This is a genomic window from Streptomyces sp. NPDC031121 (assembly GCF_055570615.1).
The window spans coordinates 471681-484271 of record NZ_JBVIGV010000004.1 but is presented as its reverse complement, the minus strand read 5'-3'; the positions used below and the strand labels follow the sequence as shown (position 1 = coordinate 484271).

Sequence of the window (12591 nt, the reverse complement as noted above, 5' to 3'; positions counted from 1 at the left end):
GAAGCCCGGTAACGGGTGGAGCTGACTGGTACTAATAGGCCGAGGGCTTGTCCTCAGTTGCTCGCGTCCACTGTGTTAGTTCTGAAGCAACGAACTCGCCTTGTCGGCTGGAGTTCGAACTTCATAGTGTTTCGGTGGTCATAGCGTTAGGGAAACGCCCGGTTACATTCCGAACCCGGAAGCTAAGCCTTTCAGCGCCGATGGTACTGCAGGGGGGACCCTGTGGGAGAGTAGGACGCCGCCGAACAACCCGCCCTTTTAGCTCAGTCGGTAGAGCGTCTCCATGGTAAGGAGAAGGTCAACGGTTCGATTCCGTTAAAGGGCTCCATCAAAAAGGCCCCCGCCATCGGCGGGGGCCTTTTTTGTTTTCCCGTCCCGGCAATGCGCTACAGTCGCTCCGGGCCCCTACGGAGGCCCGGAGCCGACACCGGAAAGCTCAGTCGCCCGTGCGCGGCTGGGGGACGCGGAAGGCCAGGATCGCCATGTCGTCCGACGCCGGCTCCGCCGCGAAGCGCTCCACCGCGCGAAGCACCCGGGCGGCCACCGCGCCCGCCGTCAGGCCCGTACACGTCGTCAGGACCTCCGTCAGGCCGTCGTCGCCGAGCATGCGGCTGCCCTCACGGCGCTCCGTGACCCCGTCCGTGACGCACAGCAGGACATCGCCCGGCTCCAGCGTCACCGTCTCCTCGTACAGCTCCAGGTCGTCCATGACGCCCAGCAGCGGCTGCGGCTCCGCCGCCGGCACGACCTCGCCGTCCGGGCGCAGGCGCAGCGGCAGCGGATGCCCGGCGCACACCACCTTCATCAGCGCGCTGCCGTCCTCGCGGGGATGAAGTTCCCCGTACAGCAGGGTGAGGAAGCGGCTGCGGGCGCCCTCGTCGAGGATCGCCGCGTTCAGGCGCTCCAGCACCGCCGGGCCGCCCAGGCCCTCCCGGGCCAGCAGGCGCAGGGCGTGCCGGGCCAGGCCCGTCACCGCCGCCGCCTCCGGGCCCGTACCGCACACGTCGCCGATGGCGAAGCCGTACGCGCCGTCGCGGATCGGGAAGACGTCGTAGAAGTCGCCGCCCACCTCGTTGCCCTCGCCGGCGGCCCGGTAGATGACCTCCACCTCCATGCCGGGGATCGCAGGCGAGCCCGGCGGGAGGAGGCTGCGCTGGAGCGAGCGGCTGATCGCCGTGCGCTCCGAATAGAGGCGGGCGTTGTCCAGCGCCAGGGCCGCCCTGCGCGACAGGTCGTCGGCGAGCTCCAGGATCTCCTGCCGGAAGTGCTCCCCGGACGGCTTGCCCAGGGTCAGCATGCCGATGACGCGGTTGCGGGCCAGCAGCGGCAGGACCACCGTCTCGCCGCCGACCGCGGTCGCCGCCTCCGGCCAGATGCGGGCGCCGGCCTCCCGGACCGGCTCCGGCGGGCTCACATGCGACAGCAGCGCCTTCAGGCCGTCGATGCGCTCCTCGTCCTCGTGCAGCACGTACGACAGGTACGGGTCCGAGGACTGGTCGGCGATCGTGTACACGGCGCACCAGGTCGCCAGCGTCGGGACGGTCATCTGCGCCATCAGCGCCAGCGTCTGGTCCCGGTCCAGGGTGCCGGCGAGCAGGTCGGACGCCTCGACAAGGAAGGACAGCGAGCCGCGGCGTAGCCGCTCCAGCTCACCCAGGCGGGCCGACTCCACCGCGAGCGCGATCCGGTCGGCGGCGAACTGCAGCCGCAGCGCCTCCGCGTTCGAATAGCGGGCCGGGTTCTCCGCGGCGACCCCCAGGGAGCCTGTCAGCCGGCCCTCCACCTTCAGCGGCACCGTGACGACCGAGCGCATGCCCGTGCCGTCCAGCAGCGGGACCGCGCCCGGGACCGCCGTCAGGTCCTCGTGGACAGCGGGCATGCGGGCCGAGCCGTAGCGGCTGGCGCCGGCCTCGACGGGGACGCGGGCGAAGCGCTGGCGGGTCGAGGGGAGGCCGGTGGTCGCGCGGACCTCCAGCTCCGTCTCGTCGTCGGTGGCGAGCAGCAGGAAGGCGGCGTCCGCGTCGAGCATGTCGCGGGCTCGCTCGACGGTCCGCTGGAGCAGGCCGTCCAGGTCGTCGGGGGCGGGCGAGCCGATGAACACCTCGAACGGGTCCGCCGGGCGCGCCTCCGCGAGCTGGCCCGCGTCCGCCGCGGGCGCCCGCACCGGGGTCTGGAGGAGGGCGCGCTCGTCGTCGTGGACGAGCAGGCAGACGATCGACGGGTCGCCGTGTGCGTCGCGGACCCGGAGGTGGGAGCCGTAGACGGGGATGACGCGGCCGTCGGCGCCGCGGATGCCGTAGCTGCCCTCCCAGCGGGACAGGCGCAGGGCCTCGGCGATGCCGGTGCCGGTGCCCGGCGTCTGCGGCCAGGCGGCGAGCTCGGCCAGGGGGCGGCCGATGGCCTTGGAGGCGGGATGGCCGAAGACGTGTTCGGCGTCCTCGTTCCAGGCGGAGACGCGGTCGTCGGAGTCGACCTGGACGACGGCGACGCGGACGCGGGTGTCGGCGAGCGGCAGCAGCCGGTCGGGGACGACCGGGCCGGCGGAGCGGGTCCCGACGGGGCGGTCCGGGAGGTCCAGGCGGAACCACACGTGCTTGTGGGTGGCGGTGTACTCGACGCCCCAGCGGGTCGCGAGCGCGGCGCACAGCATGAGGCCGCGGCCGTTCTCGCGGTCCGGATCGGCGTACGGGCGGTCGCCGGGGTGCCGCAGCGGCAGCTCGCGCTCCGGATAGCGGTCGGCGACCTCGACGCGGACGCCGTCCTCGGTGCGCAGGCACAGGACCTCGGCGCTGGTGCCGGCGTGGACGACGGCGTTCGTGACGAGCTCGCTGGTGAGGACGACGGCGTCGTCGACGATGTCCGCGAAGCCCCAGCCCTGCAGCGTGTCGCGGACGAACAGGCGGGCGGAGGCGACCGAGCGCCCCTGGGGGTCGAAGCTGGCAGCCGCCCGAGCCGTGATCACGAGTCTCCTTCGACGCGGTGGTACATCGGATGCCAGGTTACTTACCTTCCCGGGCGGTATGGGCCGTCACCGGGGATTCCACCCGGCAGGGCGGCCGGTGTGCGATGGTGCCGAAGTGTTATCGCCGGGTTCGGCCAGGGTGAAACACTGGGCAGGATCGGTTTGCGCGGCGGACACGCCGTGTGCCGGTGGATGTGCGGTCGACCCTTTCGGGAGGGACACGGTGGAGTCTGGCGCAGCGGTGCGGCGTACGGGAACGCGCGCGAAGGGTGGCAGGTCGCGCCGGAACGGGACGACCGAGGTGGATACCGCCGCCCTGAACCGGCTGCTCACTGCCCTGATGTCGATGCGGGACGGAAACTTCCGCAAGCGGCTGACGGTGTCCGGCGACGGGGTGATGGCGGAGATCGCCGCCGTCTACAACGAGGTCGCCGACCGCAACCTGCACCTCACCGGGGAGCTGTCCCGGGTCCGGCGCACCGTCGGACGCGAGGGCAAGCTGAGCGAACGGCTGGAAACCGGTGCCTGCGAGGGCTCCTGGGCGGCCGCGATCGACGCGTCCAACCAGCTGGTCGACGACCTCGCGCGGCCGGTGTCCGAGGTCGGGCGGGTGCTGTCGGCGGTCGCCGAGGGCGACCTGGACCAGCGGATGGACCTGCGGACGCAGACGGCGGACGGGGCGGGGCACCCGCTGCGCGGGGAGTTCCTGAAGGTCGGGCGCACGGTCAACAACCTGGTCGACCAGCTGTCCGCGTTCACCGACGAGGTGACGCGCGTGGCGCTGGAGGTGGGGACCGAGGGCAAGCTCGGCGGGCAGGCCCAGGTACGCGGGATGTCGGGTTCGTGGAAGGACCTGACCGACTCCGTCAACACCATGGCGTACCGGCTCACCGCCCAGGTGCGTGACATCGCGCTGGTGACGACGGCGGTGGCGAAGGGCGACCTGTCGCGCAAGGTCACGGTGCACGTGGCCGGCGAGATGCTCCAGCTGAAGAACACCGTCAACACGATGGTGGACCAGCTGTCGTCGTTCTCCTCGGAGGTGACGCGGGTCGCCCGCGAGGTGGGCACGGAGGGCGAGCTCGGCGGGCAGGCACAGGTCCCCGGCGTCGCCGGCGTGTGGAAGGACCTCACCGATTCCGTCAACACGATGGCGGGCAACCTGACGGCCCAGGTGCGGGGGATCGCGCAGGTCACGACGGCCGTCGCGAACGGCGACCTGTCGCAGAAGGTGCGGGTCAGCGCGCGCGGCGAGGTGGCGCAGCTGGCCGAGACGATCAATCAGATGACCGAGACGCTGCGGACGTTCGCGGACGAGGTCACGCGCGTCGCCAGCGAGGTCGGGGCCAAGGGCCTGCTGGGCGGGCAGGCGCAGGTGCCGGGCGCGGCGGGGACGTGGAAGGACCTCACCGACTCGGTGAACACGGTCTTCCGCAACCTCACCACGCAGGTGCGCGACATCGCGCAGGTGACGACGGCCGTGGCGAACGGCGACCTGTCGCAGAAGGTCACGGTCGACGTCGCGGGCGAGATGCTGGAGCTGAAGAACACCGTCAACACGATGGTGGACCAGCTGCAGTCCTTCGGTGCGGAAGTGACGCGGGTGGCCCGCGAGGTCGGCGTCGAGGGCGAGCTGGGCGGGCAGGCGCAGGTGCCGGGCGCGGCGGGGACGTGGAAGGACCTCACCGACTCGGTGAACACCGCCTTCCGGAACCTGACGGGGCAGGTGCGCAACATCGCGCAGGTGACGACGGCCGTGGCGAACGGCGACCTGTCGCAGAAGGTCACGGTGGACGTCTCCGGCGAGATGCTCCAGCTGAAGAACACCGTGAACACGATGGTGGACCAGCTCTCCAGCTTCGCCGACCAGGTCACGCGGATGGCGCGGGACGTGGGCACGGAGGGCCGGCTCGGCGGGCAGGCCCGCGTGGAGGGCGTGTCGGGCACCTGGAAGGAGCTGACCGACTCGGTCAACTTCATGGCCGGGAACCTGACATCCCAGGTCCGCCAGATCGCCCAGGTGACGACGGCGGTGGCGCGGGGCGACCTGTCGCAGAAGATCGACGTGGACGCCCGCGGGGAGATCCTGGAGCTGAAGAACACCATCAACACGATGGTCGACCAGCTCTCGGCCTTCGCGGAGCAGGTGACGCGGGTGGCCCGCGACGTGGGCACGGAGGGCCGGCTCGGCGGCCAGGCGCAGGTGCCCGGCGTGGCCGGCGTGTGGCGGGACCTCACGGACTCGGTGAACGGCATGGCCGGGAACCTGACCTCGCAGGTCCGCAACATCGCGCAGGTCGCGACGGCGGTGGCGCGGGGCGACCTGTCGCAGAAGATCGACGTGGACGCCCGGGGCGAGATCCTGGAGCTGAAGAACACCCTCAACACGATGGTCGACCAGCTGTCGAACTTCGCCGAGCAGGTGACGCGGGTGGCCCGCGAGGTGGGTACCGAGGGGATCCTGGGCGGCCAGGCGGAGGTGAAGGGGGTCTCCGGCACCTGGAAGGACCTGACGCAGTCCGTCAACTTCATGGCGAACAACCTCACCTCGCAGGTGCGCAACATCGCCGAGGTGACGACGGCGGTGGCGACCGGCGACCTCTCCAAGAAGATCACGGTCGACGCCAAGGGCGAGATCCTGGAGCTGGTGACGACCGTCAACACGATGGTCGACCAGCTGTCGTCGTTCGCGGAGCAGGTGACCCGGGTGGCGCGCGAGGTGGGCTCCGAGGGCATCCTCGGCGGGCAGGCCCGGGTACGCGGTGTGACGGGCATCTGGAAGGACCTGACGGACAACGTCAACCTGATGGCGAACAACCTGACCTCCCAGGTGCGCAACATCTCGCAGGTGTCGGCGGCCGTCGCCAACGGCGACCTGACCAAGAAGGTGACGGTGGAGGCGCGCGGCGAGGTCGCGCAGCTCGCCGACACGGTCAACACGATGGTCAAGACGCTGTCCTCGTTCGCCGACGAGGTCACGCGCGTGGCGCGCGAGGTGGGCACGGAGGGCCGCCTCGGCGGCCAGGCGCACGTCCCGGGGGTGTCGGGGACCTGGAAGGACCTCACCGACTCGGTGAACTTCATGGCGTCGAACCTGACCGGACAGGTGCGCCAGATCGCCATGGTCACGACGGCGATCGCCAAGGGCGACATGACCAAGAAGATCGACATCGACGCCCGGGGCGAGATCCTGGAGCTGAAGAACACGATCAACACGATGGTCGACCAGCTGTCGTCGTTCGCGGAGCAGGTGACGCGGGTGGCGCGCGAGGTGGGCACCGAGGGCATCCTCGGCGGGCAGGCCCGGGTGCGGGACGTCGACGGCACGTGGCGGGACCTGACCGAGTCCGTGAACGAGATGGCCGGGAACCTCACCCGGCAGGTCCGCGCGATCGCGGCCGTCGCCACCGCGGTGACCCGCGGCGACCTCAACCTGAAGATCGACGTGGACGCCGCGGGCGAGATCCAGGTCCTTCAGGACAACATCAACACGATGATCGCCAACCTGCGCGACACGACGCTGGCGAACAAGGAGCAGGACTGGCTCAAGGGCAACCTGGCCCGGATCTCGGCCCTGATGCAGGGCCGCCGCGACCTGGACGACGTCGCCTCGCTGATCATGAGCGAGCTGACGCCGGTGGTCTCGGCGCAGCACGGCGCGTTCTTCCTCGCGATGCCGACCGGCGGGACCACCGAGATCGGCACAGAGGGCGGCCCGGACGGCTCGTACGAGCTGCGGATGCGCGGGAGCTACGCGTACGCGGGCGGGCAGATGCCGACGGCGTTCCGGCCGGGGGAGGGGCTGATCGGGACGGTCGCGGAGGAGAAGCGGACGATCCTCGTCGAGAACACCCCGCCGGGCTACCTGAAGATCTCCTCGGGGCTCGGGGAGGCGCCTCCGGCGCACGTGATCGTGCTGCCGGTGCTCTTCGAGGGGAAGGTGCTCGGCGTGATCGAGCTGGCGTCCTTCCAGCCGTTCACGCAGATCCAGAAGGACTTCCTGAGCCAGATCGCCGAGATGATCGGCACGAGCGTCAACACGATCAGCGTCAACTCCAAGACGGAGATGCTGCTCAAGCAGTCGCAGGAGATGACGGAGCAGCTGCGCGAGCGCTCCGACGAGCTGGAGAACCGTCAGAAGGCGCTCCAGGCCGCCAACGCGGAGCTGGAGGAGAAGGCGGAGCTGCTGGCGCAGCAGAACCGGGACATCGAGGTGAAGAACACCGAGATCGAGGAGGCGCGGCAGGTCCTGGAGGAGCGCGCCGAGCAGCTCGCGGTCTCGATGCGCTACAAGTCGGAGTTCCTGGCGAACATGTCCCACGAGCTGCGGACGCCGCTGAACTCGCTGCTGATCCTGGCGAAGCTGCTGGCGGACAACGCGGACGAGAACCTCTCGCCCAAGCAGGTGGAGTTCGCCGAGACCATCCACGGGGCGGGCTCGGACCTGCTCCAGCTGATCAACGACATCCTCGACCTGTCGAAGGTCGAGGCGGGCAAGATGGACGTCTCGCCGACGCGGATCGCCCTGGTGCAGCTCGTCGACTACGTGGAGGCCACCTTCCGGCCGCTGACCGCGGAGAAGGGCCTGGACTTCTCGGTACGGGTCTCCCCGGAGCTGCCCGCCACCCTGCACACCGACGAGCAGCGGCTGCTCCAGGTGCTGCGGAACCTGCTGTCGAACGCGGTGAAGTTCACCGACACCGGGGCGGTGGAGCTGGTGATCCGCCCCGCCGGGTCGGACGTGCCGCCCGCGATCCGCGAGCAGCTGCTGGAGGCGGGCTCGCTGCGCGAGGCCGACGGGGACCTGATCGCGTTCTCGGTGACGGACACCGGCATCGGGATCGCGGCGAGCAAGATGCTGGTGATCTTCGAGGCGTTCAAGCAGGCGGACGGGACCACGAGCCGGAAGTACGGCGGCACGGGCCTCGGGCTGTCGATCAGCCGGGAGATCGCCCGGTTGCTGGGCGGCGAGATCCACGCGGCGAGCGAACCCGGCCGCGGCTCCACCTTCACGCTGTACCTGCCGCTGCACCCGAGCGAGCTGCCGCCGCAGGGGTACGCCTCCCCGCAGCCCGGCGGCGGCCGGCCGGACGGCCACCGCCTGCCCGAGGGCGGGACGCGGGAGGTGCAGGCGCCGGCCGCCCCCGCGGCACTGCCCGCGCCGCAGCCGCAGCCGCAGCCGGCCCCGCCGGCGGCCGCACCCGGCGGGCAGGGCCAGGGCGGAGCGGCGCTGTTCCGGCGGCGCCGCAAGGCGCTGGGCGCCGAGCCGGAGCCGCAGGCGGCGGTCGCACCCGCCGCCCGGCCGGGCGCGGCGGTGTCGGAGGAGGAGGGCTGGACGGGCCCGCAGGAGGAGCCGGCGGCGGCGCCGACGTACGACTTCCACGGGGAGAAGGTGCTCATCGTCGACGACGACGTCCGCAACGTCTTCGCGCTCACCAGCGTGCTGGAGCAGCACGGGCTGGCGGTGCTGTACGCGGAGAACGGGCGGGAGGGCATCGAGGTGCTGGAGCAGCACGACGACGTGGCGGTGGTGCTGATGGACATCATGATGCCGGAGATGGACGGGTACGCGACGACGGCGGCGATCCGGCGGATGCCGCAGTTCGCCGGGCTGCCGATCATCGCGCTCACCGCGAAGGCGATGAAGGGCGACAAGGAGAAGGCGATCGACTCCGGTGCGTCCGACTACGTCACCAAGCCGGTCGACCCGGACTACCTGCTGTCGGTGATGGAGCAGTGGATGCGCGGGGACTGACCGCCGCGGGGAGGGGGCGCCCGGGGAACCTCCGGGCGTCCCGGCCCGTTTCCGTTTCGTGCACAGTGACATCTCGGTGACAGGGTGTGGCGATCTCGGGACTGGGGCTACGATGACCGGCACAAGGACGGGCGGCGCAAGGATGCCGTCCTCTGGGGCGGGGCCCGGCGCGCGTGCCGGTGCCAGGAGCCGGGGAGGCCCCGTGCCGGGGCGAGGAGGACAGGGCATGGTGCAGAAGGCCAAGATCCTCCTGGTCGACGACCGGCCGGAGAATCTGCTGGCGCTGGAGGCCATCCTCTCCGCGCTCGATCAGACCCTGGTCAGGGCGTCGTCCGGGGAGGAGGCGCTCAAGGCGCTGCTCACGGACGATTTCGCGGTCATCCTGCTGGACGTGCAGATGCCCGGCATGGACGGCTTCGAGACGGCCGCACACATCAAGCGGCGGGAGCGGACCCGGGACATCCCGATCATCTTCCTGACCGCGATCAACCACGGTCCGCACCACACCTTCCGCGGCTACGCGGCGGGCGCGGTGGACTACATCTCCAAGCCGTTCGACCCGTGGGTGCTGCGGGCGAAGGTCTCCGTGTTCGTCGAGCTGTACACGAAGAACTGCCGGCTGCGGGAGCAGGCGGCGCTGCTGCGGCTCCAGCTGGAGGGCGGCGGCACGGCCGACGGGGGCAAGGAGACCGCCGGGCTGCTCGCCGAGCTGTCGGCGCGGCTCGCGGCGGTGGAGGGGCAGGCCGAGGCGCTGACCAAGCAGCTCGGCGAGGAGGCCGCCGATCCGGCCGTCGTGGCGACCGCGGCCCACTTGGAGCGCAAGCTCACCGGGCTGCGCAGGGCGCTGGACGCCCTGGAGCCGGGGGCCGGCGGCGGAGCGCAGGTCATGCCCGCGCAGAGCTGACGGGACCGCCCGCGCCGCGGGCAGGCGCTGAGGGGGCGGAAGGTCTGGCGAGTCGTCAAACCGGCGCTCCCGTGGGCGACACGAACGGGTGAAGGGGTGGGCACGCGTGTCCACCGGCGTGCACACCGGTAACCTCGGGCCCATGGCCTCACGTACGTCCGGCAAGGGTTCCCAGAGCACGGCGGGCACCGCGAAGGGCCGCACCGGCCGTACGACGGCGCCGGCGAAGAAGGCGGCCCCCGCACGCGGCGCGGCGCCGCGGAAGGCGCCCGCCAAGCGGGCCCCCGCCAGGAAGGCGGCGCCGAAGCCCGCCCCCTCCCCGACCGGGGGAGTGGTGCGGCTGCTGCGCGCCCTCTGGCTGGGCTGCGCGCACGCCGTCGGCGCGGTGTTCCGCGGGATCGGGCAGGGCGCGAAGAACCTCGACCCGGCCCACCGCAAGGACGGCGTCGCGCTGCTGCTGCTCGCCCTCGCGCTGATCGTCGCCGCCGGGACCTGGTCCAATCTCAGCGGTCCCGTCGGCGAGCTGGTCACGATGCTGGTCACCGGCGCCTTCGGCCGGCTCGACCTGCTCGTGCCCGTCATCCTCGGCGTGATGGCCGTCCGCTTCATCCGCCACCCCGACCAGCCCGACGCCAACGGCCGCATCGGCGTCGGCCTGTCCGCGCTGGCCGTCGGCGTCCTCGGCCTCGTCCACATCGCCTGCGGCGCGCCCGGCCGGGGCGAGGGCACCACCGCGATGCAGGACGCGGGCGGGCTGATCGGCTGGGCCGCGTCCAAGCCGCTGATCTTCACCATGGGCGCGCCGCTGGCCGTGCCGATGCTGGTCCTTCTGACCGTCTTCGGGCTGCTCGTCGTCACCGCGACGCCCGTCAACGCCATCCCGGAGCGGCTGCGCCGGCTCGGGATCCGGCTCGGCGTCATCGCCCCGAACGAGTACGACGAGGAGTACGGGCCGGCCCCCGCCGCCCGGCCCGGCCGCCACGACCCCGAGCAGTGGCGCTCCCGCGGCGGCCCGGCCGACGCCGGCCCGGACCCGGTGGACGTCGAGGAGCAGGCCCTGGCCGCGCGCCGGCGCCGGCCGCGCCGGACCCCGGTCGAGCCCGCCGTGGAGCGGGAGATGGACGCCGTCGACGTGGCCGCGGCCGCCGCTGCCGCCCTGGACGGCGTCGTCCTCGGCGGGATGCCGCCCTCGCCGGTGGTCGCCGACCTCACCCACGGGATCACCCCCGCTCAGGACGATGCGGAGCCCACGGCCCCCGTGCCGTCGGCCCGCGCCGGCGCGAGGCCCGGGGTGCCCGCCGGCGCGCCCGGTGCCGCCGCGCCGGAGCCGGCCGGCGTGCTGCCGCACGACAGCACGGCCGCGGCGTCGGGGACGCTGTCGGTGCCGGACCTGACCAAGGCGCCGCCGGAGCCGCAGCCGCTGCCGGCGCGGGCGGAGCAGCTCCAGCTGCGCGGGGACATCACGTACGCGCTGCCCGCGCTGGAGCTGCTGGAGCGCGGCGGGCCGGGCAAGACGCGCAGCGCGGCGAACGACGCCGTGGTGGCCTCCCTGCGCAACGTGTTCTCCGAGTTCAAGGTCGACGCGGACGTCACCGGCTTCACCCGGGGCCCGACGGTCACCCGCTACGAGGTCACCCTCGGCGCGGCCGTCAAGGTCGAGCGGATCACCGCCCTGACCAAGAACATCGCCTACGCGGTCGCCAGCCCCGACGTCCGGATCATCAGCCCGATCCCGGGCAAGTCGGCCGTCGGCATCGAGATCCCGAACACCGACCGCGAGATGGTCAACCTCGGCGACGTGCTGCGCCTGGCGGACGCGGCCGAGGACGACCACCCGATGCTCGTGGCGCTCGGCAAGGACGTCGAGGGCGGCTACGTCATGGCCAACCTCGCGAAGATGCCGCACGTGCTGGTCGCCGGCGCCACCGGCTCCGGCAAGTCCTCCTGCATCAACTGCCTGATCACCTCGGTCATGGTGCGGGCCACGCCGGAGGACGTCCGCATGGTGCTGATCGACCCCAAGCGGGTCGAGCTGACGGCTTACGAGGGCATCCCGCACCTGATCACGCCGATCATCACCAACCCCAAGCGGGCCGCCGAGGCCCTCCAGTGGGTCGTGCGCGAGATGGACCTGCGCTACGACGACCTGGCGGCCTTCGGCTACCGGCACATCGACGACTTCAACCAGGCCATCCGCGAGGGCAAGATCAAGCTGCCGCCGGGCAGCGAGCGGGAACTCAGCCCGTACCCGTACCTCCTGGTGATCGTCGACGAGCTCGCCGACCTGATGATGGTCGCCCCGCGCGACGTGGAGGACTCCATCGTCCGCATCACCCAGCTGGCCCGCGCGGCCGGCATCCACCTGGTGCTCGCCACGCAGCGCCCCTCGGTGGACGTGGTGACGGGCCTCATCAAGGCGAACGTGCCCTCGCGGCTCGCGTTCGCCACGTCCTCGCTCGCCGACAGCCGGGTCATCCTGGACCAGCCGGGCGCCGAGAAGCTGATCGGCAAGGGCGACGGCCTGTTCCTGCCGATGGGCGCCAACAAGCCGGTCCGCCTCCAGGGCGCCTTCGTCACCGAGGAGGAGGTCGGCAAGGTCGTCCGGCACTGCAAGGACCAGATGGCGCCCGTCTTCCGGGACGACGTCACCGTCGGGCAGCAGCAGAAGAAGGAGATCGACGAGGAGATCGGCGACGACCTCGACCTGCTCTGCCAGGCGGCCGAGCTGGTGGTCTCCACCCAGTTCGGGTCGACCTCGATGCTCCAGCGCAAGCTCCGCGTGGGCTTCGCGAAGGCCGGCCGGCTGATGGACCTGATGGAGTCGCGGGGGATCGTCGGGCCGAGCGAGGGCTCCAAGGCGCGCGACGTCCTGGTGAAGGCGGACGAACTGGACGGGGTCCTCGCGGTCATCCGCGGAGAGGCCCCGTAGGCCGTCCGGCGGAGGGCCGGGCCGGGGCGATGTGGCGGGCA

General features: G+C 71.9%; 4 protein-coding genes, 1 tRNA gene and 1 rRNA gene. 5 read left to right on the top strand and 1 reads right to left on the bottom strand.

Annotated features, from left to right (window positions below; translation table 11 throughout):
- The first annotated feature begins 130 nt into the window (after positions 1 to 130).
- Positions 131 to 247 (top strand): 5S ribosomal RNA (gene rrf, locus ACZ462_RS10120).
- A 5-nt stretch (positions 248 to 252) separates the two neighbouring features.
- Positions 253 to 328, top strand: a tRNA-Thr gene (locus ACZ462_RS10115).
- Positions 329 to 436: 108 nt separating this feature from the next.
- Here ACZ462_RS10115 and ACZ462_RS10110 read toward each other — a convergent pair.
- Complete coding sequence (locus tag ACZ462_RS10110; RefSeq protein WP_467809820.1) at positions 437 to 2962, bottom strand: SpoIIE family protein phosphatase; 2526 nt, start codon at positions 2960 to 2962, stop codon at positions 437 to 439.
- Between the two features lie 301 nt (positions 2963 to 3263).
- Here ACZ462_RS10110 and ACZ462_RS10105 point away from each other — a divergent pair, with 301 nt between their 5' ends.
- The 3 genes from ACZ462_RS10105 (at position 3264) to ACZ462_RS10095 (ending at position 12550) form a co-directional block, all read left to right on the top strand.
- The gene (locus ACZ462_RS10105; protein ID WP_467809822.1) at positions 3264 to 8717 is read left to right on the top strand and encodes a HAMP domain-containing protein; all 5454 of its coding nucleotides are present in this window, start codon (positions 3264 to 3266) and stop codon (positions 8715 to 8717) included.
- Between the two features lie 226 nt (positions 8718 to 8943).
- Positions 8944 to 9621: a response regulator gene (locus ACZ462_RS10100; protein WP_467809823.1), complete on the top strand. Its 678-nt coding sequence runs from the start codon at positions 8944 to 8946 to the stop codon at positions 9619 to 9621.
- Positions 9622 to 9763: 142 nt separating this feature from the next.
- Entirely contained in the window at positions 9764 to 12550 is a 2787-nt protein-coding gene (locus ACZ462_RS10095; RefSeq protein WP_467809824.1) for an FtsK/SpoIIIE family DNA translocase, read from the top strand.
- The last annotated feature ends 41 nt before the right edge of the window (positions 12551 to 12591 follow it).